The organism is Pantoea sp. EKM20T (assembly GCF_011800485.1).
Lineage (GTDB): Bacteria > Pseudomonadota > Gammaproteobacteria > Enterobacterales > Enterobacteriaceae > Pantoea > Pantoea agglomerans.
Genome location: NZ_JAALFW010000005.1, coordinates 23092 through 47292, shown reverse-complemented (window position 1 = coordinate 47292; position 24201 = coordinate 23092). Strand labels below are relative to the sequence as shown.

The 24201-nt window shown below is 55.6% G+C and carries 26 protein-coding genes; 9 read left to right on the top strand and 17 right to left on the bottom strand.

The annotated features are described in order from the left end of the window. The first annotated feature begins 30 nt into the window (after positions 1 to 30). The gene (locus HFD94_RS10555) at positions 31 to 1095 is read left to right on the top strand and encodes an NAD(P)-dependent alcohol dehydrogenase (RefSeq protein WP_010252184.1); all 1065 of its coding nucleotides are present in this window, start codon (positions 31 to 33) and stop codon (positions 1093 to 1095) included. 52 nt (positions 1096 to 1147) lie between these two features. Here the strand turns inward: HFD94_RS10555 and HFD94_RS10550 are convergent, their stop codons facing one another. From HFD94_RS10550 to dnaB, 6 genes are all read right to left on the bottom strand, one after another. Next, positions 1148 to 1471: an MmcQ/YjbR family DNA-binding protein gene (locus tag HFD94_RS10550; RefSeq protein WP_010252186.1), complete on the bottom strand. Its 324-nt coding sequence runs from the start codon at positions 1469 to 1471 to the stop codon at positions 1148 to 1150. Beyond that, on the bottom strand, positions 1471 to 1890 hold the full coding sequence (locus HFD94_RS10545; RefSeq protein ID WP_031591785.1) for a secondary thiamine-phosphate synthase enzyme YjbQ: 420 nt from the start codon (positions 1888 to 1890) through the stop codon (positions 1471 to 1473). The genes HFD94_RS10550 and HFD94_RS10545 overlap by 1 nt, the downstream gene beginning before the upstream one ends. 121 nt (positions 1891 to 2011) lie before the next feature. Then, a complete protein-coding gene (locus HFD94_RS10540) occupies positions 2012 to 3205 on the bottom strand; it encodes an amino acid aminotransferase (RefSeq protein WP_031292798.1) in 1194 nt (397 codons plus the stop codon). Between the two features lie 40 nt (positions 3206 to 3245). Further along, positions 3246 to 3860: a YitT family protein gene (locus HFD94_RS10535; RefSeq protein WP_003855751.1), complete on the bottom strand. Its 615-nt coding sequence runs from the start codon at positions 3858 to 3860 to the stop codon at positions 3246 to 3248. A 240-nt stretch (positions 3861 to 4100) separates the two neighbouring features. Continuing rightward, positions 4101 to 4580 carry an Lrp/AsnC family transcriptional regulator gene (locus HFD94_RS10530; protein ID WP_010252196.1) on the bottom strand — a complete coding sequence of 160 codons (480 nt, stop codon included), beginning with the start codon at positions 4578 to 4580 and terminating at the stop codon, positions 4101 to 4103. A gap of 130 nt (positions 4581 to 4710) precedes the next feature. After that, on the bottom strand, positions 4711 to 6117 hold the full coding sequence (gene dnaB, locus HFD94_RS10525) for a replicative DNA helicase (protein WP_010252197.1): 1407 nt from the start codon (positions 6115 to 6117) through the stop codon (positions 4711 to 4713). A 96-nt stretch (positions 6118 to 6213) separates the two neighbouring features. Here dnaB and HFD94_RS10520 point away from each other — a divergent pair, with 96 nt between their 5' ends. After that, on the top strand, positions 6214 to 7197 hold the full coding sequence (locus tag HFD94_RS10520; protein WP_010252198.1) for a quinone oxidoreductase: 984 nt from the start codon (positions 6214 to 6216) through the stop codon (positions 7195 to 7197). Positions 7198 to 7407: 210 nt separating this feature from the next. Here the strand turns inward: HFD94_RS10520 and pspG are convergent, their stop codons facing one another. The 3 genes from pspG to HFD94_RS10505 all read right to left on the bottom strand — a co-directional run bounded on the left by pspG (position 7408) and on the right by HFD94_RS10505 (position 10201). After that, positions 7408 to 7674, bottom strand: a complete 267-nt coding sequence (gene pspG / locus HFD94_RS10515) for an envelope stress response protein PspG (protein WP_010252199.1) — start codon at positions 7672 to 7674, stop codon at positions 7408 to 7410. A 179-nt stretch (positions 7675 to 7853) separates the two neighbouring features. Continuing rightward, positions 7854 to 8846 carry a tRNA dihydrouridine(20/20a) synthase DusA gene (gene dusA / locus HFD94_RS10510; protein ID WP_010672214.1) on the bottom strand — a complete coding sequence of 331 codons (993 nt, stop codon included), beginning with the start codon at positions 8844 to 8846 and terminating at the stop codon, positions 7854 to 7856. A gap of 107 nt (positions 8847 to 8953) precedes the next feature. Beyond that, positions 8954 to 10201: a conjugal transfer protein TraF gene (locus HFD94_RS10505; protein WP_050679829.1), complete on the bottom strand. Its 1248-nt coding sequence runs from the start codon at positions 10199 to 10201 to the stop codon at positions 8954 to 8956. Between the two features lie 450 nt (positions 10202 to 10651). On the opposite strand from HFD94_RS10505, the gene zur reads away from it, so the two are divergent. Beyond that, the gene (gene zur, locus HFD94_RS10500) at positions 10652 to 11173 is read left to right on the top strand and encodes a zinc uptake transcriptional repressor Zur (RefSeq protein WP_010252202.1); all 522 of its coding nucleotides are present in this window, start codon (positions 10652 to 10654) and stop codon (positions 11171 to 11173) included. A gap of 73 nt (positions 11174 to 11246) precedes the next feature. Here the strand turns inward: zur and HFD94_RS10495 are convergent, their stop codons facing one another. The 4 genes from HFD94_RS10495 to HFD94_RS10480 form a co-directional block, all read right to left on the bottom strand. After that, positions 11247 to 11459 (bottom strand): CsbD family protein, encoded by a 213-nt coding sequence (locus tag HFD94_RS10495; protein WP_033770834.1) that lies wholly within the window; start codon positions 11457 to 11459, stop codon positions 11247 to 11249. A 167-nt stretch (positions 11460 to 11626) separates the two neighbouring features. Then, positions 11627 to 12949, bottom strand: coding sequence for an MATE family efflux transporter DinF (dinF, locus tag HFD94_RS10490; protein ID WP_010672211.1), 1323 nt, complete (start codon positions 12947 to 12949; stop codon positions 11627 to 11629). Between the two features lie 100 nt (positions 12950 to 13049). Next, complete coding sequence (gene lexA / locus HFD94_RS10485; protein WP_010252231.1) at positions 13050 to 13664, bottom strand: transcriptional repressor LexA; 615 nt, start codon at positions 13662 to 13664, stop codon at positions 13050 to 13052. A 105-nt stretch (positions 13665 to 13769) separates the two neighbouring features. After that, a complete protein-coding gene (locus HFD94_RS10480; RefSeq protein ID WP_010252234.1) occupies positions 13770 to 14138 on the bottom strand; it encodes a diacylglycerol kinase in 369 nt (122 codons plus the stop codon). A 128-nt stretch (positions 14139 to 14266) separates the two neighbouring features. On the opposite strand from HFD94_RS10480, the gene plsB reads away from it, so the two are divergent. Further along, complete coding sequence (gene plsB / locus HFD94_RS10475; protein ID WP_010672210.1) at positions 14267 to 16690, top strand: glycerol-3-phosphate 1-O-acyltransferase PlsB; 2424 nt, start codon at positions 14267 to 14269, stop codon at positions 16688 to 16690. A 63-nt stretch (positions 16691 to 16753) separates the two neighbouring features. Here the strand turns inward: plsB and ubiA are convergent, their stop codons facing one another. The 4 genes from ubiA to HFD94_RS10455 form a co-directional block, all read right to left on the bottom strand. Next, positions 16754 to 17638: a 4-hydroxybenzoate octaprenyltransferase gene (ubiA, locus tag HFD94_RS10470; RefSeq protein WP_122889185.1), complete on the bottom strand. Its 885-nt coding sequence runs from the start codon at positions 17636 to 17638 to the stop codon at positions 16754 to 16756. Positions 17639 to 17648: 10 nt separating this feature from the next. After that, on the bottom strand, positions 17649 to 18161 hold the full coding sequence (ubiC, locus tag HFD94_RS10465; RefSeq protein WP_010672208.1) for a chorismate lyase: 513 nt from the start codon (positions 18159 to 18161) through the stop codon (positions 17649 to 17651). Between the two features lie 86 nt (positions 18162 to 18247). After that, positions 18248 to 18658, bottom strand: a complete 411-nt coding sequence (gene psiE, locus HFD94_RS10460) for a phosphate-starvation-inducible protein PsiE (RefSeq protein ID WP_010252246.1) — start codon at positions 18656 to 18658, stop codon at positions 18248 to 18250. Between the two features lie 71 nt (positions 18659 to 18729). Beyond that, positions 18730 to 19437, bottom strand: coding sequence for a UTRA domain-containing protein (locus tag HFD94_RS10455; RefSeq protein ID WP_010672207.1), 708 nt, complete (start codon positions 19435 to 19437; stop codon positions 18730 to 18732). Between the two features lie 206 nt (positions 19438 to 19643). Here HFD94_RS10455 and HFD94_RS10450 point away from each other — a divergent pair, with 206 nt between their 5' ends. The 5 genes from HFD94_RS10450 to HFD94_RS10430 are packed head-to-tail and all read left to right on the top strand — an operon-like array spanning position 19644 to position 24172. Continuing rightward, the gene (locus HFD94_RS10450; protein ID WP_122889184.1) at positions 19644 to 20705 is read left to right on the top strand and encodes an ABC transporter substrate-binding protein; all 1062 of its coding nucleotides are present in this window, start codon (positions 19644 to 19646) and stop codon (positions 20703 to 20705) included. Between the two features lie 20 nt (positions 20706 to 20725). Continuing rightward, complete coding sequence (locus HFD94_RS10445; RefSeq protein WP_122889183.1) at positions 20726 to 21538, top strand: alkaline phosphatase family protein; 813 nt, start codon at positions 20726 to 20728, stop codon at positions 21536 to 21538. Further along, positions 21535 to 22380 (top strand): ABC transporter permease subunit, encoded by an 846-nt coding sequence (locus HFD94_RS10440; RefSeq protein ID WP_010252254.1) that lies wholly within the window; start codon positions 21535 to 21537, stop codon positions 22378 to 22380. The genes HFD94_RS10445 and HFD94_RS10440 overlap by 4 nt, the downstream gene beginning before the upstream one ends. A gap of 11 nt (positions 22381 to 22391) precedes the next feature. Next, positions 22392 to 23177 (top strand): ABC transporter permease, encoded by a 786-nt coding sequence (locus tag HFD94_RS10435; protein WP_010672205.1) that lies wholly within the window; start codon positions 22392 to 22394, stop codon positions 23175 to 23177. A gap of 2 nt (positions 23178 to 23179) precedes the next feature. Beyond that, positions 23180 to 24172, top strand: a complete 993-nt coding sequence (locus HFD94_RS10430) for an ABC transporter ATP-binding protein (protein WP_010252646.1) — start codon at positions 23180 to 23182, stop codon at positions 24170 to 24172. Positions 24173 to 24201: the final 29 nt, after the last annotated feature.

Here is a 24201-nt window from a genome sequence, read left to right as displayed (position 1 = left end):
CACTCACGACACATCGAAACTGGAGACACCATGAATATTACGCATGCGTATGCTGCTCAGGATGCAAAATCCAAACTGGCACCGTTCGATTTTAAGCCGCGTGAGCTGCGCGCCCATGACGTTCAGCTTGAAGTGCTGTTCTGTGGCGTTTGCCACTCAGACCTGCATCAGGCCCGTAATGAGTGGAAAAACACCATTTTTCCCGTGGTTCCGGGTCATGAAATTGTCGGTCGCGTCACGGCCGTTGGCCCGCAGACGCAGAAATACAAAGTCGGCGATCTGGTCGGCGTAGGCTGCATGGTCGATTCGTGCCGCAGCTGTCCGAGCTGTCAGCAGGGTCTGGAGCAGTATTGTGAAAACGGCTTTGTTGGCACCTATAACGGTGAAGATCGTGAAACCGGCGCCATTACCTACGGCGGTTACTCAACGTCGATGGTGGTTGATGAGAGCTTTGTGCTGCGCATTCCCGAGAACCTGGAGCTGGCGGGCGTGGCACCGCTGCTGTGTGCCGGTATCACCACTTACTCGCCGCTGCGCCACTGGAATGTCGGCCCGGGCAAGAAAGTGGGTATCGTAGGCTTAGGCGGCCTGGGCCATATGGGCGTGAAAATTGCCCATGCCATGGGCGCACATGTGGTGCTGTTCACCACCTCGCCTTCCAAAATTGAAGATGGCAAACGTCTGGGTGCCGATGAAGTCGTGATCTCTAAAGATGCGGAGCAGATGGCGCAGCACGCCAACAGCTTCGACTTCATTCTGAATACCGTGGCGGCTCAGCACGATCTCAACCCCTTCATCACCCTGCTGAAGCTGGATGGCAACATGACGCTGGTGGGTGCACCGGAGCACGATCACCCGGCACCACAGGTATTTAACCTGATCTTCAAGCGTCGCAGTATCGCCGGTTCACTGATCGGCGGTATCGCAGAGACCCAGGAGATGCTCGATTTCTGTGGTGAGCACGGCATTACGTCAGACATTGAACTGATCGCGATGGACCAGATCAATGAAGCCTATGAGCGCATGCTGAAAAGCGATGTGAAATACCGCTTCGTTATCGACATCAATACCCTGCGCGAACAGCCTGCCGCGTAACACGTTGCCTCTGAAACCCTCTTGCTCAGGTAAGAGGGTTTTTTATTGCCGTTTAGCGGGCCGTTGCAACCTGCTGGAATGAGGCATCGACCAGATAGTAGATCTGCGAATCTTTCAGCGAACCGTCCAGGAACAGCGTGCTCCAGTGTGACTTGTTCAGATGCTCGCTGGGAATAATATCGCTATGCTCTTCGCGCAGTAATTCGGCCAGCGCAGGCGTCGATTTCAGCGAGACCGCTGGCCGCCCTTTCGCCTCATGTACCATCGCAAACAGCACGCCGTTGCTTTTAATCTGCGTGGCTTTCCAGTCACTGTGGACGCTCTGCTCCGCGCCCGGCTTGCTCATGCAATAGGTCAGTAAGTCTGAGTTATTCATTACGATTCCCCTTGTAAAGTGGCGACAATCCGCCTGGCACCGCCCTCAATGCGATGCTCGCCCAGCCAGATACCCTGCCAGGTGCCCAGCACCAGACGTCCCCGCTGAACCGGTAATAACAACGAAACCCCTAAGGTCGACGATTTGATGTGCGCCGGCATATCATCACGCCCTTCGTAGTCGTGCTGATAAGGCGCATTCTCCGGCACGTGCCGCATGAAATGCTGCTCCATGTCGCTGCGCACTGTCGGGTCGCAATTCTCATTTAAGGTTAACGACGCCGAGGTGTGCTGCAACAGCAGATGCAGCAGACCGGTTTTGATATCACGCAGTCCGGAGAGCGAGTTCACGATCTCATCGGTGACCAGATGAAACCCGCGCGGCTTCGCGCTCAGCGTAATAGTTTGTTGATGCCACATAGCTTATTCCTGAAACGGTTACCCCGTTTAAGTGTGCAGCATGTCGCCGAAAGGTAAACCCTGACCCATAAAAAAACCGCCAGAGAGCACCCTGACGGTTTTTTTTACAGCCTGGCGGCCGTTACATCACGGCGGCAAACGCTTCAGCCACCTGATGCACATTTTTGCTGTTCAGACCGGCCACACACATGCGGCCGCTGCCCACCAGATAGATGCCAAATTCGTTGCGCAGACGATCGACCTGCTGCGCACTCAGGCCGGTGTAGCTGAACATGCCACGCTGCTTCAGCAGGTAGTCGAAGTTTTTACCTGGCAGTGCAGTGCTCAGCACGTCCACCAGCGACTGACGCATGTCCAGAATGCGTAAGCGCATCGCTTCCACTTCAGCCAGCCAGCTGGCTTTCAACTCGTCATCGTTGAGTACGCGCGCGACAACCTGTGCACCGAAATTCGGCGGGCTGGAGTAGTTGCGGCGAACCGTGGCTTTTAACTGGCCCAGCACACGCGCTGACTCTTCGGCGCTGTCACAGACGATAGAGAGACCGCCTACGCGCTCGCCATAGAGCGAGAAAATTTTGGAGAAGGAGTTGCTCACCAGGGCTGGCAGGCCCGCCGCCGCGACTGCACGCAACGCATAGGCATCCTGCTGTATGCCGGCACCAAAGCCCTGATAGGCGATATCCAGGAAAGGAATCAGCTGCTGTGCTTTCAGCACCTCAACGGTCTGATCCCACTGCGCATCGGTCAGGTCAGCACCGGTCGGGTTATGACAGCAGGGATGCAGCAGCACGACGCTCTGCGCTGGCAGGGTCTTCAGGGTGCTGATAAAGGCATCAAACCGCACGCCGTGGGTCTCTGCGTCATACCAGGGATAGGTATTTACCTCAAAACCTGCACCATTAAAAATCGCGACGTGGTTCTCCCAGGTCGGATCGCTGACCCAGACCGCAGACTGCGGGAAGTAGCGCTTAAGGAAATCCGCGCCCACTTTCAGCGCGCCAGAACCGCCCAGCGTCTGAATAGAGGCGATACGGCCCGCGTTTAACACCGGATGATCGGCACCAAACAGCAGCGGTGCAATCGCACTACGGTAGCTGTTCAGTCCTTCCATTGGCAGATAGAGCGATGCCTGATGCGGCTCAGCATAGATCTGCTCTTCGGCAGCGGCTACAGCCTTCAGCTGCGGGATGATGCCCTTTTCGTCGTAATAGAGGCCGATACTCAGGTTAACTTTGTGTTCGCGTGGGTCTTGTTTGAAGGCTTCCATCAACGACAGAATCGGATCGCCAGCATAGGCATCAACGTTTTGAAACACGGTGTAGGTCTCCATGATTGGTCCAGAGGGAAGAGGCGGATTAAACCCGATAGCGTCCCGGACGGTGGTTCATTGCAATAATCAGATTCAGGATCACCGCACCCGCAATCGACGCGAGCAGGATGGGGCCACTCACCACAAACAGTGACGCCAGCACGACGCAGGTATCGACGGCCATTTGCAGTTTCCCCGCGCGGATCCCAAAGCGATCCTGTAGCCACAGCGCCAGAATATTGATGCCGCCCAGGCTCGCCTTATGACGAAATAACACTATAAACCCGATTCCCATGATGACGTTACCGAACAGTGTCGCATAGAAGGGGTTAAGGTCAGAAAAGTGGACGAACAGCGGGTGCAGCTGGGTGAACAGCGACACCAGACCGACGGCGCAGAAGGTTTTCAGCGTAAATTCCCAGCCCATGCGTTTTACCGCCAGCCAGTAAAAAGGGATGTTGATCAGGAAGAACGCGCTGCCGAACGAAAGCGGCGACAGGTAGCTGATCAGAAAGGCGATGCCTGCGGTGCTGCCGGTCAGCGCCCCCGCCTGTTTCAGCATAATGACGCCGAACGAGACCATCAGGGTGCCAAGCACCATCGCCAGCGCATCTTCAATGCGCGAATGCGGGACGCGGGAGGGTTCTGCGATGTTATCCATGGGGTTTTCTCAGTGCAAAGGATGCGGTTTCGATGCAAAAAACGCACCATCGCCACAGCACTGAACTGCTGTAAACCGGGTGCCAGCGATATCCCATTGATATCTAAGGCGCTTTAAAACAGAACTTTGTGCATAAATGCCGGATGATACCGTCAACCTATGCGTTAAAGTCCGTTTCGATGCACGCTCTTCGCATTAATTGCCGCAAGTGTGCACCAAAAGCGTACAGCGCGCACCTTTTTAGCGCGTCTTCTGCTCAGGCAGCATCATCAGCCCGTTCTCTTTCATGCGTCCCAGCACTACCGAGGTTTTCACATGGGAAACGCTCTGGTGGCCCGCGACTAACTGGCTGATTAACGCACTAAGGGAATTGAGATCGGCCACCGCCACTTTAAGCAGATAGTCCGCATCGCCGGTGGTTTTATAGGCATCCACGATCGCCTGTTCCTGCTCCACCATCCGGTGAAAGCTCTCAACATATTCTGCGGTGTGGTTAATTAAACGCACCTCAATCAATCCCACCATACCAAGCCCGATGGCGTCGGGCGACAGCCGGGCATGATAACCCAGGATCAGATTAGCCTGTTCCAGATTGATACGACGGCGGGAACATTGTGAGGCGGAAAGGCCGACCAGATCGCTGAGTTCCTGATTGGTCAGACGGCCGTTGGATTGTAATAAAGTCAGGATTTTAAGGTCGTAATCGTCTACGTGAGTCATTCCGTTTCCACATCGGTGCCAGGCGTCGCTTTGTTACAGATAACCCGATAACCCGAGAGGTTGTCCAACACTATTTTGTGATGATGGGGGCTGTCATGCACAGATCGTGCATGACAGCACAAACCGGGGATTATTCGTCGTCGTATTGCGGGCCAGCGTAGTTGTCGAAGCGTGACCACTGACCGTTAAAGGTCAGGCGTACTGTACCGATCGGGCCGTTACGCTGTTTACCCAGAATGATCTCCGCGATCCCTTTAAGATCGCTGTTTTCGTGGTAAACCTCATCGCGATAGATAAACATGATCAAATCCGCATCCTGCTCGATCGAGCCCGATTCACGCAGATCCGAGTTGACCGGACGTTTATCGGCTCGCTGCTCCAGCGAGCGGTTAAGCTGCGACAGCGCTACAACCGGCACGTTCAGCTCTTTGGCCAGCGCTTTCAGCGAGCGGGAGATCTCAGCAATTTCCAGCGTACGGTTGTCCGACAGTGACGGCACGCGCATCAGCTGCAGATAGTCGATCATGATCATGCTTAATCCACCGTTTTCACGGTAGATGCGTCGGGCGCGCGAACGCACTTCGGTGGGCGTCAGGCCGGAAGAGTCATCAATGTACATGTTCTTCTTCTCCAGCAGGATGCCCATGGTGCCGGAAATACGCGCCCAGTCCTCATCATCCAGCTGCCCGGTACGAATGCGGGTCTGATCGACGCGGGAGAGTGACGCCAGCATACGCATCATGATCTGCTCGCTGGGCATCTCCAGACTGAAGATCAGCACCGGTTTTTCCTGCAGCATGGCGGCGTTTTCGCACAGGTTCATCGCAAAGGTGGTTTTACCCATCGAAGGACGTGCTGCGACAATAATCAGATCAGAACCCTGCAGGCCCGCGGTCTTTTTATTCAGATCCTGATAGCCGGTATCGACGCCGGTGACACCATCGTGCGGTGTCTGATAGAGCGATTCGATACGGGAAACGGTCGATTCCAGAATCTGCTCGATGTTTTTCGGGCCAGCATCCTTATCCGCGCGGGCTTCCGCAATTTTAAAGACGTTCGACTCCGCGAAGTCGAGCAGCTCTTCGCTGTTACGCCCCTGCGGATCATAACCGGCATCGGCAATCTGGTTAGCGACGGCGATCATCTCACGCACCACCGCACGTTCGCGCACGATGTCAGCATAGGCGCCGATGTTCGCCGCGCTCGGGGTGTTTTTCGCCAGTTCCGCCAGATAGGCGAAGCCGCCCGCCATCTCCAGCTCGCCACGGGTTTCCAGCGATTCGGAGAGCGTAATCAGGTCAATAGGTTTGCTGTTTTCCAGCAGCCGCTGCATCTCTGAAAAAATCAGCCGATGCGAGCGGTTGAAAAAATCATTCGCGACGACGCGCTCAGAGACATTGTCCCAGCGCTCGTTATCCAGCATTAACCCACCGAGCACCGACTGCTCCGCTTCCAGCGAATGCGGGGGCATTTTCACGCCTGCGAGCTGGCGATCCTGCGTTTCGTTCGATTTGTTGGTGGGTTTATTTCCTGCCATAGTGAATGCATTACCGATCTTCTGTGGGGACGCGCAAGTATACCTTAGTTGGGGTGCGTGCCTCACCCTCATGATGAAACAATCACAGGAGTCAGAATGGCAAAGCGTATTCAGTTCAGCGCACATGGCGGCCCGGACGTTTTAGAGTGGACAGATTTTGAACCTGCTGACCCGGCCGAACATGAAGTGCAGGTAGAACATCGCGCTATCGGGATTAATTACATCGATACCTATGTTCGCAGCGGGCTTTATCCGGTCGCCGCTTTTCCCTCTGGCCTGGGTACAGAAGCCGCAGGCGTGGTGTCGCGGGTTGGACGTGGCGTGACATTATTTAAGCCCGGCGATCGCGTGGTCTACTGTCTGGCGTCGATGGGAGCCTATAGCGAAGTGCACAACGTGGCGGAAGATCGCCTGATGCATCTCCCGGAGGCGATCAGCTTTGAGCAGGGCGCAGCCAGCTACCTGAAAGGGCTGACCACACAATATCTGCTGCGCCAGACCTATAAAATCAGCGCCGGTGAGACCTTCCTGTTTCATGCCGCAGCGGGCGGCGTCGGGTTAATTGCCTGTCAGTGGGCAAAAGCGCTGGGTGCCCATTTGATTGGCACAGTCGGGTCAGCAGAAAAGGCAGCGATGGCGAAAAAGGCCGGCGCCTGGGCGACGATTAACTACCGCGAAGAGAATATTGCGCAACGCGTCAGCGAACTGACCGACGGGAAAAAAGTGGGCGTAGTTTATGACTCCGTGGGCAAAGATACCTGGGAAGCATCGCTGGACTCATTGCGCCGTCATGGGCTGATGGTCAGTTTTGGCAATGCTTCGGGTCCGGTGACCGGGATTGATCTCGGCATTCTGAATAAGAAAGGCTCGCTGTTTGTGACCCGCCCTTCACTGTTTGGCTATATCACCAACCGCCAGGAGCTGGAAACCGCCAGTGCCGAGCTTTTCTCGCTGCTGGCGAGTGGCGCAATTAAAGTTGATGTACCGGAGCAGCAGAAGTTTGCGCTGAAAGAGGCCAGCAAAGCGCACCAGATGCTGGAGAGCCGCGCCACGCAGGGATCCTGTCTCTTAATTCCATAGTAGTGAGCAACAAAAAGGGCCTCCCGCGGGAAGCCCTTCTCTTTTTTTATTTTTTGTTCGCGCTGGTGTAGGGACAGCGGCGATGAATTCGTGTCGAGTCGATGGCACATCGATTTGACGACAGGCATCCTGCCAGAAAACATAAGTAAAAAATATGTTTAATTGCAGATCAGCCCCGACCAATCTCTCACACTGTGATCTTCACCGCATTTAGCGCCAGCCTTTGCGGTCTAACCTGTTGATCTTACGCCGCAGCTTGCGACGTGCTCGCTCATCGCTGTCGCCAAAAAAGGCACGATGCAGCCAGACCGCAATTACCGCCAGCACCAGCCACGGCAACACTTTAATAACAATTGCAAACAGTCCACCGACAAACATCACGATGGTTGCGACCACCAGTGCCGCCAGCACGCCTAACAGCGAAACGCCGGTCAGCAACAGCATCAGGAAAAACCCCAATACGAATAAAATTTCCACGTCAGCGCTCCTTTTTGAGATTGATTGTTATAGCTATTACAAAAAACGTGCCAACAGTTAACTCATTGATTTTATTCTGATAAGAGATAAACAGAAGAGCGCAACCTGGTGAGAAAAACCACATAGTGGCGTAAAAAAACCAGCAAACAGAGCTGGTTTTTTCGGGTTCAGATGAGGCGTCAGGCTTCCTGCGGGATTTTATCGGCGACCAGCGCAAGCGCCGCCTCCAGCACACGGACATCGGCACCGGGTTTGTGGGCATTTTCACTCAGATGGCGTCGCCACTGGCGGGCGCCCGGGATCCCCTGGAACAGACCCAGCATATGGCGCGTGACATGTCCCAGATACGTCCCCTTCGCCAGTTCCGCTTCAATATAGGGATACATGGCGCGCACCACTTCAACCGGGTTAGCCGCCGGATGCTGGCGACCAAACAATGTCTGATCGACCTGCGCCAGAATGCCGGGGTTTTGGTAGGCTTCACGTCCCATCATCACGCCGTCAAGGTGTTGCAGATGGATCTGTGCCTCTTCCAGAGTTTTCACGCCGCCATTGAGGGCAATGGTCAGTTGCGGAAAATCGCGTTTCAGCTGATAGACGCGGGGATAATCCAGCGGTGGAATCTCGCGGTTCTCTTTCGGGCTGAGGCCGGAGAGCCAGGCTTTACGCGCATGAATGATAAATGTCTCACACTCACCGCGTCCCGCCACCGTGCCGATAAAATCGGTCAGGAATTCATAGCTGTCCAGCTCATCGATACCAATGCGGGTTTTCACCGTGACCGGAATTGAAACCACGTCGCGCATCGCTTTAACGGCATCTGCGACCAGATTCGCCTCGGCCATCAGGCAGGCGCCGAAACGGCCATTCTGCACCCGATCAGAGGGACAGCCGACATTAAGATTCACTTCATCGTAACCGCGCTGCTCTGCCAGCTTCGCGCACTGCGCCAGTGCCGCCGGATCGCTACCACCAAGCTGCAACGCGACCGGATGCTCAGCCTCACTGTAAGCCAGGTAATCCCCTTTGCCATGAATGATTGCGCCCGTGGTCACCATTTCGGTGTAGAGCAGCGTGTCACCGGTCAGCTGGCGATGAAAATAGCGACAGTGACGATCGGTCCAGTCGAGCATAGGGGCGATAGAGAAACGTTGCGAAGAGAAATTAGGCATGAAGCGCAGACAATCCGGTAATTAAGGGGTGATGGAATTCTGTGCAAGGATAACACAAGGGCGGGCGATAGTGCATCGCCCGCCCCCGAACAGTCTGAATAACGCGCTTAGAAGTTAAAGCCCAGCTGCATCATCGCGCCCCAGGTGTTGTTAGCACCCACAGAGCCCGCCAGATCCAGATGTACGGCTTTGTTAAACGGTGACAGACCAAAACCGGCCGTAGCGACATTTTCGTCGTTAGAACGCATGTCCGCACGATAACCTGCACGCAGCTGCAGCCAGTCAAGTACGCGGTATTCCGCGCCCACTGCCGCATACTGGCTGTTATCCTGAGTTTTGAAGCGTTTGGTTTCAGTCAGATCCACATCGCCCGTCACGGTAAACGGACCTTTATCCCAGGCCAGACCGGTGGTGACCAGCGGGCGAATCTGGTAGGTGTCGCGGAAACCATTGACCTCTTTGGTCTGCAGATCGCGTGAAACCAGGTTCTGTCCGGTTACACCCAGCGTCCAGTTTTCAGCAAAGGTGGTCGCCAGACCGGCATCAACGTTGAAGCCGGTGTCGGTGCTGCGATACTTACTATTGTTGATGTCGTTCTTGTCGTAGTTGTAGATGCTGGCGGTGTAGTTATAGAGCCAGGTTTTCTGCACTTTCGGCGTCACGCCAACTGATACCGGCTGACCGGCGATGGTGAACTCATGCGCCACCGCTACACCATAATCGGTGGTCAGGGCCGCTAATCCATTCGCACTGGAGCGCAGGTTATTTTGATCGCCAGGACGAGGAAACGCCCCGTTTTCTATACTGCGCAGGTAGTCAATATCACTCTGTACCACGTTAGCGCGGACGTGCGCTGTACCGTAGGCTTTGGTGATAAAGGCGAAAGGCAGAGTGTCGTTGGGGATCGTAACGGCCACGGCCGCGCCGGCAGAACCGTCTGCTTTGTTACCGCGCAAATCGCTTAGCTTATCAGCAACATCACCTGAGGCAGCGCGCAGTTCAGAGTTAACACGGAAAAAATCTGCAAGAGTGAGGTTGCCAACAACGTCGCGGTAACGATCCACGGTGTCCGTAATATCATCCACTTTATCTATCAGCTTATCTTTGTCAGTCACCTGAATGCCCGCTGAGGGAAAAATAATGCTGACGCTATCGTCGGGTTTGGCGCGTGTCATTAATGCCGGGTTCGCCAGCACTGCGGAGCCATAAAGAGAAGATGCTACGCCGGTGCCGCCCATGGCGTCATTACGTGCATCATACCAGGTCCCTGCCGCCATGGCGGAAGAAGAAAGGAAAAGCGCGGTCGTTGCAGCCGTGTAGATCAGCGCTGAACGTTGAGCGGATTTTTTCACCATTTGCCTGCCATCACCTGAGAAATTGCCATTGAAACATTCAATGACTGAATAGTTTGTTAGCCCTATTGTGAACCCTGGCTAACGCGTTATTGCTGTGAATTCGAAGGAAACAGTGTCTTAATTCAAAGGATTGGACGTTTTCCAATCAAAAAACCGTTGTAATTGTTCAAACTGCATTGGGATATTTCAAATAATGCCAGACTTTTCTTAAGTCTTTCTGAACATTACTTCTTAACTCAGTGAGATGCAAAGCAAAATGCCAACAAATTCCGCTTCAGGTTGATTCGGAATGGATCTGATTTGTCGTCAGATTTGAGATAGAAGACGGCTTAAATTCTGATTATGCTGCTTTATCAGGCAAATGATGCTGTTTTTTCAGACGAAAACCAACCTCAGCGCCGCGAAACTATGTGTGATAAAATAACATCACTTATCCAGCGGAGAATTTTCATGACAAACATGACGTCGCAGCAAATTTTGATTCAGGCCGAAAAGATGTGCCTGCAGCGCGGTGTGCGTCTGACTTCGCAGCGTGCTGAAGTGTTGCGCCTGATGGCCGAGCAGCCTGGCTCGATCAGCGCCTACGATCTGCTGGATCAACTCCGGGTCAGCGAGCCGCAGGCCAAGCCACCCACGGTTTACCGGGCGCTCGATTTCCTGCTGGAGCAGGGTTTCATTCATCGGGTGGAATCCAACAACAGCTACGTCATGTGTCACCATTTTGAGGCACCAGCACATACATCGGTGATGCTGGTCTGTGACCGCTGTGCCGCCGTTACAGAGAAGCAGGCGCAGGGCGTAGAGAAGATTATTGCTGGTCTGGCAGGTGAAGCGCAGTTTGCATTACGCCATAGCGTGATTGAAGCGCATGGTTTATGTGAAAATTGTGCTGCGGTTGAAGCCTGTACGCACCATGAAAGCTGCGAGCATGATCATCAGGATGAGGGTAAAAAGCGGGGGAAACGCGGGTAATCGGCACATCCTTGTGCGGTTCCGGTGAGGGCCCACCGGAACGCATTCAGCTGATTATCAACCTATTGTCTGATTACCAGCGGTGATCTTTGTTCTGACCTTCCCAGTCGCTTACTTCGCGCTCGGCTTCATCTTTGGTAGAGCCGTAACGCTCCTGGATTTTGCCGACCAGCTGATCGCGTTTACCTTCGATAACCTGCATATCATCGTCGGTCAGCTTGCCCCATTTCTCTTTCATTTTGCCTTTGAACTGCTTCCAGTTGCCGCTTGCTTCGTCTTTATTCATGGCAGACCTCCAATCCTCGGGTTTTAATGATTATCTTGCTACTTAACAAAATAACGATACAAAGCGCTGGTTAACTGCGCTGCATAGAGTTAATTGTAGTAGCCAATTTATTAACCATGGAATAATACAGAATAATCCGTATCGGCTTGCGTGCAGCCACGGCTGACTCAGGCATCAAACCAGCTGTTCTGACGCCAGTGCTTACGCCAGATGAGCCACAGCGACAGGCCGCGCAGCGCAAGGAAAACCGTGACCGCCAGCCACAGACCATGGTTACCCAGCACCGGTACGCTAAGCAGCGTCAGAAAATAGCCGGCTGCGGCTACTACCATGCTGTTACGCATCTCACGCCCGCGCGTCGCTCCGATGAACATGCCATCCAGCAGATAACACCAGACGCCGATCAGCGGCATTATCATCTGCCAGACCAGATAGCGGTCCGCTGTCTGCTGGAGTGACTGAAGAGAGGTCAGCAGGGTAACGATCTGCGGGCCAAAAATGGCATAGATCAGCGAGAAGAACAGCGCCACCACTACCGCCTGCCGACAGGCAGAGTGCCAGACGCGCAGGAGCTTGCTGCCATCTTTTGCACCATGCGCCTCACCCGCAAAAGCTTCAACCGCATAGGCAAAGCCATCCAGCGCGTAAGCCGTAAAAGTGATGAACATCAGTAATACTGCGTTAACCGCCACCACATCCGGACCCAGCCGGGCACCCAGTACGGTCAGCGAGGCGAAACAGAGCTGCAGCATCAGAGAGCGCAGCATGATGTCCCGGTTCAGTCGCAGCAGCCGGCCGCTGTCACCGCGCCAGCTCTGCTTCAGCAGGCTAAGCGTAATTCCGCGCAGTTTTAACACCCGCCAGACCATGATGCTGCCGACAACCAGCGTAATGTATTCCGCCAGCGCCGTGGCGGTTGCCGCCCCCGCGACACCCCAGTGCAGCCCCATCACCAGCCAGAGATCGAGCACGATGTTAACCAGGTTGCCCACCACCAGCAGGATCACCGGCGCGCGTGCATACTGCACGCCCAGCAGCCAGCCCAGAATGACCAGGTTTGCCAGCGTGGCAGGCGCACTGAGCCAGCGAATCTGAATAAACAGTGCCGCCTGTTCGAGTACATCGGGATTGCCGCCAACCAGATGGGTCGACAGCTGAATAATCGGATAACGCAAAGCGATGAACAGTACGCCCGCCAGCAGCGCAATGATCAGCGGCTGAGTCAGCGCGCGTGCCAGCGCCATTTTATCGCCAGCGCCAAATGCCTGCGCCGTAAGGCCAGTGGTACTCATTCGAAGGAAAAGCAGCAGCATAAAGAGGAAGCTGGTCACTGTAGTCCCGACCGCAACCCCGCCAAGATAGACAGGGCTGTCGAGATGACCAATTACTGCAGTATCGACCACTCCCAGTAAGGGAACGGTGATATTTGAAAGGATCATCGGCAGCGCAAGCCGCCAGAGATTTTTATCGGTTGCCGTAATAAAGCGCATTCGCCGTTCCGTGCTCAGTGTCGCTGCGCAAAAGAGGCAGCGACAAAATTAGGGCAGACAGAATAGCATCAGAGAAGGCGAATGCACGCTGGCAGAAGAATCAGAGCCACTCGCCGTTGCGCACCACGCCAACAGCCAGACCTTCTATGGTCAGTGACTGCGCACGGGTATCGACAACAATCGGGTCAAAATCGCTGTTTTCCGGCAGCAGATGCACGATAGCACCCTGCTTTTTCCAGCGCTTAACGGTGACTTCATCATCAATGCGGGCAACCACAACCTGGCCGTTACGCACATCCTGGGTTTTATGCACCGCGAGCAGGTCGCCATCCATAATCCCGATATCTTTCATCGACATTCCGCTGACGCGCAGCAGGAAGTCAGCAGACGGCTTAAACAGGCCCGGATCGACCTTGTAGTGGGTTTCGATATGTTCCTGCGCCATGATCGGCTCACCGGCAGCAACCCGGCCAATCAGCGGTAGCCCTTCTGAGGCTTCTTCTTCCATTAACAGTCGAATGCCGCGCGATGCACCGGAAACGATCTCGATGACGCCTTTGCGCGCCAGCGCTTTCAGATGCTCTTCTGCCGCGTTCGGCGAACGGAAGCCCAGCTGCGCGGCGATCTCGGCACGCGTAGGCGGCATGCCCGTTGAAGAAATATGGTCGCGAATCAGGTCATAGACCTGCTGCTGCCTGCTGGTTAATGCTTTCATCCCGCCCCCTGGTTGTTTATACAGTCGCTGTGAGTATATACAGGTATTGGTGAAATGGAAACCGATTGTCAGGGAAAACGCGCCCTCAGACGCGTTATGGAAGGCTTATCGCAAATGTGTCCAGAGCAGCGCGATCCAGACGAAGAGTGCCAGTAAGATGCTGATCAGCACTGCCGCCGAGCCCATGTCTTTTGCCCGGCCCGCCAGCGGATGATGCTCCTGACCGATGCGGTCGACCACTGCTTCAATGGCGCTATTGAGGATTTCAACAATGACCACCAGCACCACCGCCCCAATCATGAGGATGCGGGAGACCACATCGACATCCAGCCAGCACGCGATAACAATAGCGGCCAGCGCAGCCAGCGCTTCCTGCCGAAACGCCGCTTCATGTTGCCAGGCGGCACGCAGTCCCTGCCATGAGTAACCTGCAGCTTTTACTATTCTGATAAGTCCGGTGGCATTATTTGCCATGATGTGGGAACCCTTTCATCGGATTGACGTCAATGTCTGGGCTGCGTGCAATTGGCACCACCACAGATCTTCGCTGCGCTTTCTGGTATGCTTGCGGCGCTTTGCTAACAAGAGGCTTCATGTTGTCTATGTCAGGTTGGCGTAAACTCTATTACAAACTGCTTAATTTACCACTGTCGTTTTTGGTAAAAAGTAAGGCCATTCCGGCCGATCCCGTGTCTGAACATGGTCTGGATCCGACCCGACCTATTATGTATGTTTTGCCTTACGATTCGAAGGCCGACTTACTGACTTTACGCGCACAGTGTCTGCGGCATCATCTGCCCGACCCGCTCACTCCGCTGGAGATTGATGGTTCTCTGCTGCCGCGCCACGTCTTTATCCACAATGGCCCTCGCGTCTTCCCCTATTTTGTGCCCAGCGTTGAATCCGTGAAAATTTTTCACGATTACCTGGACCTGCATCGCAATAACCCTAAGCTGGATATTCAGATGCTGCCGGTCACGGTGATGTTTGGCCGCGCACCAGGACGTGAAGTCCAGGGCGAAGCAACGCCACACCTGCGGGTGCTGAACGGGGTGCAGAAGTTCTTTGCGGTGATCTGGCACGGGCGCGACAGTTTTGTCCGCTTCTCGCCGACTGTGTCGCTGCGCCGCATGGCAACTGAACACGGTACGGATCAGTCGATCGCCCAGAAGCTGGCTCGCGTGGCGCGCATTCATTTTGCCCGCCAGCGGCTGGCGGCGATTGGCCCGCGCTTGCCGGCGCGTCAGGATCTGTTTAATCGTCTGCTGCAATCCAAAGCGATTGAAAAAGCAGTAGAAGATGAAGCTCGCAGCAAAAAAATCTCCCATGAGAAAGCGCAGCAGAACGCCGTCGAAATGATGGAGGAGATTGCGGCAAACTTCTCCTATGAAGCCATCCGCGTAACTGACCGCGTGATGGGCTGGCTCTGGAGTCGGCTCTATCAGGGCATCAACGTCAATGGCGGCGAAAAAGTCCGCCAGCTGGCGCAGGATGGCCACGAGATTGTCTATGTGCCGTGCCATCGCAGCCACATGGATTATCTGCTGCTCTCCTATGTGCTCTATCATCAGGGTCTGGTGCCGCCGCACATCGCAGCCGGTATCAATCTCAACTTCTGGCCAGCCGGCCCGATTTTCCGTCGCCTGGGCGCTTTCTTTATTCGTCGTACCTTTAAAGGCAACAAGCTCTACGCCACGGTATTCCGCGAATATCTCGGCGAGCTATTCACCCGCGGCTATTCGGTTGAGTACTTTGTCGAAGGAGGCCGTTCACGAACCGGTCGCCTGCTGGACCCTAAAACCGGCACCTTAGCCATGACGCTGCAGGCGATGCTGCGCGGCGGAAATCGCCCCATCACGCTGGTGCCGATTTACATCGGCTATGAGCACGTGATGGAAGTGGGCACTTACGCTAAAGAACTGCGCGGCGCGGCGAAAGAGAAAGAGGGCTTCATGCAGATGGTGCGCGGCTTACGCAAGCTGCGCAATCTCGGTCAGGGTTACGTGAACTTTGGCGAACCCCTGCCGCTGGTCAACTATCTCAATAAGCGGGTGCCGGAATGGCGCGATGCCATCGATCCGATTGAGCCGCAGCGTCCCAGCTGGTTAACCCCAACCGTCAACGATATTGCTGCCAGCCTGATGGTGCGTATCAATGAAGCGGGCGCGGCTAACGCCATGAACCTCTGTGTCACCGCCCTGCTGGCGTCACGTCAGCGCTCACTAACCCGTGAACAGCTGATTGAACAACTGGAGTGCTACACCCAGTTGCTGCGCAACGTACCTTACTCGCCAAATGCGACCGTACCCGATCTTTCAGCGGAAGCGCTGCTGGATCACGCCATGGGTATGAATAAGTTTGAGAGTGAAAAGGACAGCATTGGCGACATCATCATTCTGCCGCGTGAGCAGGCGGTGCTGATGACCTACTATCGCAACAATATTCATCATATGCTGGTGATGCCGTCGCTGATTGCCGCCATTGTTCAGCAGCATCAAACGCTGAGCGAAGCAGAACTGCTGCGTCAGGTGAGTCTGATCTACCCGATGCTGAAGAGTGAGCTGTTCCTGCGCTGGCAGACCGATGAGCTGCCGCAACTGCTGACCGAACTGAGTCAGGAGCTGGCGCGTCAGGGCCTGATTACGTTCGAAGCCGGTGAATTACGCTTTTCCTCAGCGCGCTATCGCACGCTACAACTGCTGGCCGCCGGTGTGCGTGAAACGCTGCAGCGTTATGCCATTACGTTCTCCATTCTCAGCGCCAAGCCGACGATTAACCGCGGCACGCTGGAGAAAGAGAGCCGGACGCTGGCACAGCGTCTGTCGGTGCTGCACGGTATCAATGCCCCGGAATTCTTCGACAAAGCGGTCTTTACCTCACTGGTCCTGACCCTGCGCGATGAAGGTTATATCAGCGACAGCGGTGATGCCGATGTTGCGCAGACCCTGGCGACCTGGCATATGCTGGCAGACCTGGTCACCAGCGATGTCCGCATGACGATTGAAACCGCTGTGGCGCACGACTGACCGCAGCGCGCATAGTAAAAAGGCGACCTCATGAGGTCGCCTTTTTTGTGCCTGAATCCCCTGTCAGAACAGCTGGCTGAACGGCGGGGTGTTCATCAGCACACCGAGGAACAGCACCATTCCGACATAGTTGTTATTGAGAAAAGCCTGGAAACAGGGTTGCCGCTCGCGTCCGGCGATCAGCTTCTGTTGATAAACAAACAGCGCGGCGGCCAGTAATAGCGTCCAGTAGAAGGCGCTGTTCAGATGTAGCATGATGCCCACCAGCGCCATCAGCAGCAGCGTCGCCAGTTGCAGCAGACCAATGATTAGCTTGTCGAAACGGCCAAAGAGAATCGCGGTCGACTTCACGCCAATTTTCAGGTCATCATCCCGATCCACCATCGCATACTGAGTGTCATAGGCGACCGTCCAGCAGATGTTGGCGATGAATACCAGCCAGCAGACCAGAGGTAAGGACTCACTAACTGCGGACCATGCCATGGGAATGGCCCAGCCAAAGGCGGCACCCAGCACTACCTGCGGCAGGTGGGTATAACGCTTCATAAAGGGATAGACCCAGGCCAGCGCCAGCCCCACCACGGAGAGCATAATCGTCATCATGTTCATGGTCAGCACCAGCGCAAAAGCCGCCAGAGCCAGTATCACGAACAGCAGCTTAGCCTCTTTTGCACTCACCGCGCCGCTGGCCAGTGGCCGATGCTTCGTACGTTCGACATGACCGTCTACTTTGCGATCGGCGTAGTCATTGATCACACAACCGGCTGCACGCATCACGATGACCCCGGCAACAAACACCGCCAGCACCGGCAGCGGCGGAATCGCCATGTCAGCCAGCCATAATGCCCAGAGCGTTGGCCACATCAGCAGCAGCGTACCGATCGGCTTATCGATACGCATCAGGCGCGTGTAGGCCCGCCATTTATTTATACTTAAGCTATTTTGCACCACAGGATCCTCAGACCAGATCGCGATAGAGCGGCGATGCCGGTAAAAACAGTTCAGTCAGCAGCAGCGGTTTGCCAGAGAGACGCAGGCGTGAGCGCCGTCCCCACAATCCCTCCACCTGCCCCGGCTCAATAAAATCGCGGGTCAGCGTCGAAGAGGAGAAGAGATAGCGGCCCAGCGGCCGGGTGCCCAGCTGCTGCAGCATCGCTTCTGGCCCGTTGAGGGTGCTTTCCGGCACCAGCGTACGGCCAGCCAGCCAGGGCTTATCGTCGCCGAACAGCAACACTTCACGCAGCCAGAAGCGTTGATCGTCTGGCAACAAGCCCTTTTCATCACCCAACTCGCTGGCGTCGATAAAGCCTTCACGCAGCGGCTGAACCGTGACCCGCTGACAATGTTGTTCAAAACGGCGCGTCATTGAATCCTCCTCCATCAGCCAGTCGAGCAATGGCGGCGCAAGGGTTGCCTGCGACGGAGAAAGCCAGTTGAGTGCACGTAATAAGCTGAGCGCGTCTTGCGACATAGCACCACTCCCAATAATTTTCAGGACGCTAGTTTAGCGCAGAGACGCGATGCGAACACCTGCCGTCATGACAGACGGCAGGAGGATTACTCGCGTTTCAGGCGGTTGCTGTTTGCCAGCCACAGAGTGATTACCAGAATCAGAATCGCCGCAGAGTAACAGAGCGTATCGAAGGGATTTTTATGGTCGACGATAATCAGGCGGATAATTGCCGTGATACCGATATAGACAAAATAGCGCAGCGGAAAGTGATATCCCGACTGAAAGTACTTAACAATCAACGCAATAAATTCGAAGTAGAGGAAATAAATGACAATCCCCTCAATCAACAGATAGGAGGATGACTGCTCGCTGGTGTTAAACAGCACGTTTGCCAGATGGATAGTTTCTTTGCCTAAAAAGACGATCAGGATGATCGCCAGACTCAGCAGACCCAGATTCAGCACCCATTGCAGTACCGTTGCAAGGTGGCGGGCCAAAGGATTTTTGTCACTCATGTTGCGCCTTAAAAAAGGAGTTGTTAGCGCGCGATATCATGCGCGAGTGTGACGCAAATCACAATAACTCCTCAGGCCTCCACATCAACACAGAGCGCATCGTAACGCCAGTACTCACAGTCGCAATCAATCACCTCTTTTTGCTGGTTGCGATTGATGCGGGTGATCAACAAACCGGGGCTGCCCGGTGCCACATTCAGCATGGGTGCGGCGACCTCCGGCAGCGGGCCGGGCAGGATGGTGAAGCGCGCGCCGCCGTAACGAATGCCGTAGCGCTGGTCATAGAGATCGGTCAGTGAGCGGGTCAAATCTTCATCAAGCAGACCAGGGAAAAAACGCGGATTGAGGTAGTGTTCAACATAGAGCACCGCACGCCCGTCGATGCGCCGCAAACGGCGGATGCAGTACACCGCCGAACCGGATGCCAGCCGCAGCGCCGTCGCCACGCTGTCGTGCGCCGCGACCTGTTCGGCGGCGATGACCTCGGTGGCCGCCTGCCGTCCCTGCTCCATTGCCATGGCATGAAAGTGGCTGTGATGCAGCGGGTTATAGATCAGCCGCGGCGGTGCGATAAACCAGCCGCGACGCAGTTCCCGGTAGATCATTCCCTGGGCTTCCAGCTTGCCCAGTGCTTCCCGCAGGGTAATCCGGGTCGTGCTGAACGCTTCGCTTAAGGCACGCTCCGCCGGCAGTCGCCCGGCGCTGAACTCTCCGGCCTGAATACGCGTCAGCAGGACGCTGGCGATCGCATCCGCCGTTTTGAGTGCTATCGACTCCACAACAGTAGCCTCATTTTGGTGCGACTCCGCACTCTTACTGTTCAGGTAAACGCGCCTGTGACAGGCGAACGGGTCACATCTTTCATCGCCCATCCCCCGCACAGCGCCGCCCTGTCATAAATCGTTCATATACAGGGGCTACATTGGCTCGGTTCTTGCTGGACTAGACCAGCCAGGCCCATCAACTTACACCCGGAGCAACTGAGATGAAAGCGTTTATCGCCTCTGTAGTAGCCAGTGCTGTAGTGCTCACCCTGCCCGTTGCGCAGGCCGCCGATAACGACCTTGCCGCCCTGGAAAAAGCGGCACGCAGTGAAGGCCAGGTCAACAGCATCGGGATGCCGGATAGCTGGGCTAACTGGAAAGATACCTGGAACGACATCAGCAGCAAATATGGCCTTAAGCACAGCGATACCGATATGTCATCGGCGCAGGAGCTGGCGAAATTCGATGCAGAAAAAGAGAACGCCAGCGCTGACATCGGTGACGTGGGTGCCGCCTTTGGCCCGATCGCTGTCGCTAAAGGTGTGACCCAGCCCTATAAACCCACTCACTGGGATCAGATTCCGGCCTGGGCTAAAGATAAAGATGGCCACTGGGCGCTGGCCTATACCGGCACCATCGCCTTCCTGATCGACAAGCAGCAGGTTAAAGATATCCCCCACAGCTGGGCCGATCTGAAAAAAGGTAAGTATGTGGTTACTATCGGTGACGTCGGCGTGGCAGCTCAGGCGGCCAACGGCGTACTGGCGGCAAACTACGCCTTAGGTGGCGATGAGAAGAACCTGAAACCGGCGCTGGCTTTCTTTGCCGATCTGGCTAAACAGGGTCGTCTTGGCGTTACCGATCCGGTGATTGCCAATATCGAAAAAGGCGAAGTGCAGATGGCGGTGGTGTGGGACTTTAACGCCCTGAACTACCGGGACCAGATCGACAAAAACCGCTACGAAGTGGTTATCCCGTCTGATGGCTCCGTGACCTCCGGCTACACCACCGTCATCAACAAATATGCGAAACACCCCAACGCCGCAAAACTGACGCGCGAATATATCTTCTCAGACCAGGGACAGATCAATCTGGCGAAAGGCTATGCCCGTCCTATCCGTGCTGAACATCTGACGCTGCCAGCGGACGTCCAGGCTCGCCTGCTGCCGCAATCTGAATATAAAAATGCCCGTCCGGTTAAGGATCAGGCTGCCTGGGATAAATCGTCGAAAATGCTGCCGCGCCTGTGGCAGGAAAACGTCATCATCAACATGCAGCAGTAATTCGCGGCAGGGAGAACGGAATGAAGACCATTTTGGTAGTGCTGGACGGCCTGAGCAATCAGGTCGCACAACATGCAATGGGTTACCTGCATGCCGAATGTTCGCAGGGCAACGGATTTTATTACCGTATGACCTGTGAGTTACCCTCGCTGTCACGCCCGCTTTATGAGTGCATTCTGACCGGTGTTCCGCCGGTCAGAAGCGGCATTATTCATAATGGCGTCAGCCGGTTAAGCCGCGAGAGTAGCATCTTTCACTTTGCGCGAGCGGCGGGACTGACGACTGCGGCGGCGGCCTACCACTGGGTGAGTGAGCTTTATAACCAAACGCCGTTCGTTCCGGCGCGCGATCGTCACACTGACGCGCCGGACCTGCCCATTCAGTATGGCCATTTTTATTCTGACGATAGCTATCCCGACTCGCATCTGTTTGAAGATGCAGAGAGCCTGCGGCTGCGTCACGATCCCGATTTTCTGCTAATCCACCCGATGAATATCGACGATGCCGGTCATAAATCGGGCCTCTCTTCGCCACAGTACCGCAACCGGGCACGCATCGCCGACGGCCTGCTGTCGCAGTGGATGCCCTTGTGGCTGGCTGAGGGCTATCAGGTGATGGTGACCGCCGATCACGGCATGAATGACGATCGCTCCCACGGCGGTATTCTGCCGGAAGAGACCACGGTGCCGCTGTTTGTCTTTGGCCGGGCTTTCTCGCTGCAGCCTGACCTGGCACCGCAACAGACCGATCTGTGCGGCACGCTGTGTGAACTGCTTGAGGTGGCGCATGACAAGCCGGTTTGTCGCGGCCTGCTGGCGGAGCCGAAGAGATGAGAGGAAAAGGAGTCGCGCTGCTGCTGCTGTTACCGTTCACCCTGTTCTGGGTCGCCTTTCAGCTGGCACCGCTGTTGTGGATCGCCATTAACAGCTTCTGGAGTGAGATGAACAGCCAGTGGGGCTGGGATAACTATCAGGACATTCTCACCTCGCCCTTCTACCAGCAGGCGTTTCGTTTTTCGCTGGATATCTCACTCTGGTCAAGCGTCTACGGCTTACTGATTGCACTGGTCACCGGCTATTCACTGCATCAGCTCGGCGGCGGGCGACTGCAGCGCTTTCTCATCGCTTTTACCAATATGACCAGCAACTTTGCGGGTGTCCCGCTGGCGTTTGCCTTTGTGATTCTGCTGGGGCTGAACGGCTGCCTGACATTGCTGTTGCGCCATTATGGTCTGGTTGAGAGCTTCAGACTCTTCTCGCGCAATGGCATGGTGCTGGTCTACACCTGGTTCCAGATCCCGCTGGGCGTGCTGCTGCTCTACCCGGCGTTCGACGGGCTGAAGAAAGAGTGGCAGGAGTCCGCTGCGCTGCTGGGTGCCAGCCGCTGGCACTACTGGTGGCACATCGGCCTGCCGATTCTGTTTCCGGCGCTGCTCGGGACCTTTGTGATCCTGCTGGCAAATGCGCTGGGCGCTTACGCCACGATTTATGCCCTGACCACGGGTAATTTCAACGTGGTGCCGGTGCGCATTGCCGCGCTGGTCTCCGGCGATATCTCGCTGGATCCCAACACCGGTAGTGCGCTGGCGATGCTGCTGGTGGCGATTATGGCGCTGATCACCCTGGTGCAGCAGTATCTGGTGCGCCGTAGCTATCTCAATGCGAAACAGCCATGAAAGGAGCCGCCATGTCACGTGCTGAGCACCTCTATCACCGGATAATGGTCGGGTTACTCTTTACCCTGCTGGCACTGCCTTTACTGGCCACACTGCTTTATGCACTGTCGTCCGACTGGAGTAACACCATTCTGCCACAGGGCTATAGCCTGAAGTGGTTCATCCAGCTCTGGAGCGACCCGCGATTTCTGACGGCGCTGAGCCATTCGCTGCTGATTTGCCTGGGTGCGCTGCTGTTCTCGCTGGTGCTGGTGCTGCCTGCCATGTTTGTAATCGCTTACTATTTTCCTCGACTGGATGCGGTGATGAACGTCCTGATCCTGATGCCTTTCGCCGTGCCGCCGGTGGTGTCGTCAGTGGGATTACTGCAACTCTACTCTTCGTCACCGCTGATGCTGACCGGCACGCCGTGGATCTTAATCGGCTGTTATTTCACTATCGCGTTGCCCTTTATCTACCGGGCGCTGGCGAACAATATGCAGGCGATCAACCTCAAAGAGCTGATTGATGCCGCGCAGTTGCTGGGTGCCAGTACCTGGCAGGCGGCGCTGTGGGTCGTGCTGCCCAACCTGCGCAAAGGGATGCTGATTGCCGTGCTGCTCTCTTTCTCCTTCCTGATTGGCGAATTTGTCTTCGCTAACCTGCTGGTCGGCAACCGCTATGAAACCCTGCAGGTTTACCTCTTCAACATGCGTAACGGCAGCGGTCACTTCACCAGCGCGCTGGTGATCTCCTACTTCTTTGTGGTGCTGCTGGTTACCTGGCTGGCCAACGCCCTGAATCCCGAACGAGGCTGAATATGAGTTACCTTGAGGTCAGAGAGCTGAACAAGTCCTATGGACCCACGCCCATTTTTGAGCAGATCGATTTCAGCGCCGCTGAAGGGGAATTTGTCACCCTGCTCGGCCCCAGCGGCTGCGGTAAATCGACGCTGCTGCGTTGTCTGGCGGGATTAACCGGCGTCGACAGCGGTGAAATCAGGCTGGAGGGCAAAGATATCGTGCCGCTGGCCCCGCAGAAGCGCGCCATCGGTATGGTGTTCCAGAGCTATGCGCTGTTTCCCAACATGACGGTAGAGAAGAACGTCGCATTTGGCCTGAAGATGCAGAAACTGCCCGAAGCGCAGATTCGCCAGCGGGTGCTGGAGGTGCTGGAGCTGGTTGAACTCAATGATTATGCACGCCGTTATCCGCACCAGTTGTCAGGCGGGCAGTGTCAGCGCGTGGCACTGGCACGTTCGCTGGTGACGCGTCCGCGTCTGCTGCTGCTGGATGAACCGCTGTCGGCGCTGGATGCGCGTATTCGCCGCCATCTGCGCGATCAAATCCGGCGCATCCAGCGCGAGCTGAATCTCACCACCCTGTTCGTCACCCACGATCAGGAGGAGGCGCTGACGCTCTCCGATCGTATCGTGCTGATGAACCGGGGCAAAATCGTGCAGAATGGCGATGCCGAAGCGCTCTATACCCAACCGGTCGATCTCTTCGCCGCCGGATTTATTGGCAACTACAACCTGCTGAGCGCTGAGCAGGCGACGCGACTGACCGGTCAGCCTTTCCACAGCCAGGTGGCCATTCGCCCGGAATCAATGCTGTTCACCGCGCCGGGCCAGGGCATTCCTGCGGAAATCCTCAGCCATAGCCTGCTGGGCAACGTGATCCGCTATCGTATCCGGGCGCATGATGTGGAACTTTCGGTTGATGTGCTTAACCGATCGGCGGCGGATTTGCATCCCGCTGGCAGGAAGATTGGTCTACAATTGGAGATGTCGACTTTGCGCCAGGTGGCTTAAAACACAGGAAAAAATCACGCATAGCACGG

Excerpts from the sequence above, each read along its gene's own strand:
- psiE (WP_010252246.1), bottom strand. The coding sequence starts at position 18,658 with ATGAGTGACAAAAATCCTTTGGCCCGCCACCTTGCAACGGTACTGCAA.
- HFD94_RS10435 (WP_010672205.1), top strand. The coding sequence starts at position 22,392 with ATGTCACGTGCTGAGCACCTCTATCACCGGATAATGGTCGGGTTACTC.
- HFD94_RS10530 (WP_010252196.1), bottom strand. The coding sequence starts at position 4,580 with ATGACTCACGTAGACGATTACGACCTTAAAATCCTGACTTTATTACAA.
- dnaB (WP_010252197.1), bottom strand. The coding sequence starts at position 6,117 with ATGGCAGGAAATAAACCCACCAACAAATCGAACGAAACGCAGGATCGC.
- HFD94_RS10495 (WP_033770834.1), bottom strand. The coding sequence starts at position 11,459 with ATGAATAAAGACGAAGCAAGCGGCAACTGGAAGCAGTTCAAAGGCAAA.
- HFD94_RS10445 (WP_122889183.1), top strand. The coding sequence starts at position 20,726 with ATGAAGACCATTTTGGTAGTGCTGGACGGCCTGAGCAATCAGGTCGCA.
- HFD94_RS10440 (WP_010252254.1), top strand. The coding sequence starts at position 21,535 with ATGAGAGGAAAAGGAGTCGCGCTGCTGCTGCTGTTACCGTTCACCCTG.
- HFD94_RS10480 (WP_010252234.1), bottom strand. The coding sequence starts at position 14,138 with ATGGCAAATAATGCCACCGGACTTATCAGAATAGTAAAAGCTGCAGGT.
- zur (WP_010252202.1), top strand. The coding sequence starts at position 10,652 with ATGACAAACATGACGTCGCAGCAAATTTTGATTCAGGCCGAAAAGATG.
- dinF (WP_010672211.1), bottom strand. The coding sequence starts at position 12,949 with ATGCGCTTTATTACGGCAACCGATAAAAATCTCTGGCGGCTTGCGCTG.
- HFD94_RS10520 (WP_010252198.1), top strand. The coding sequence starts at position 6,214 with ATGGCAAAGCGTATTCAGTTCAGCGCACATGGCGGCCCGGACGTTTTA.
- HFD94_RS10555 (WP_010252184.1), top strand. The coding sequence starts at position 31 with ATGAATATTACGCATGCGTATGCTGCTCAGGATGCAAAATCCAAACTG.
- plsB (WP_010672210.1), top strand. The coding sequence starts at position 14,267 with ATGTCAGGTTGGCGTAAACTCTATTACAAACTGCTTAATTTACCACTG.
- dusA (WP_010672214.1), bottom strand. The coding sequence starts at position 8,846 with ATGCCTAATTTCTCTTCGCAACGTTTCTCTATCGCCCCTATGCTCGAC.
- ubiC (WP_010672208.1), bottom strand. The coding sequence starts at position 18,161 with ATGTCGCAAGACGCGCTCAGCTTATTACGTGCACTCAACTGGCTTTCT.
- HFD94_RS10430 (WP_010252646.1), top strand. The coding sequence starts at position 23,180 with ATGAGTTACCTTGAGGTCAGAGAGCTGAACAAGTCCTATGGACCCACG.
- HFD94_RS10535 (WP_003855751.1), bottom strand. The coding sequence starts at position 3,860 with ATGGATAACATCGCAGAACCCTCCCGCGTCCCGCATTCGCGCATTGAA.
- HFD94_RS10545 (WP_031591785.1), bottom strand. The coding sequence starts at position 1,890 with ATGTGGCATCAACAAACTATTACGCTGAGCGCGAAGCCGCGCGGGTTT.
- HFD94_RS10505 (WP_050679829.1), bottom strand. The coding sequence starts at position 10,201 with ATGGTGAAAAAATCCGCTCAACGTTCAGCGCTGATCTACACGGCTGCA.
- HFD94_RS10550 (WP_010252186.1), bottom strand. The coding sequence starts at position 1,471 with ATGAATAACTCAGACTTACTGACCTATTGCATGAGCAAGCCGGGCGCG.
- lexA (WP_010252231.1), bottom strand. The coding sequence starts at position 13,664 with ATGAAAGCATTAACCAGCAGGCAGCAGCAGGTCTATGACCTGATTCGC.
- HFD94_RS10450 (WP_122889184.1), top strand. The coding sequence starts at position 19,644 with ATGAAAGCGTTTATCGCCTCTGTAGTAGCCAGTGCTGTAGTGCTCACC.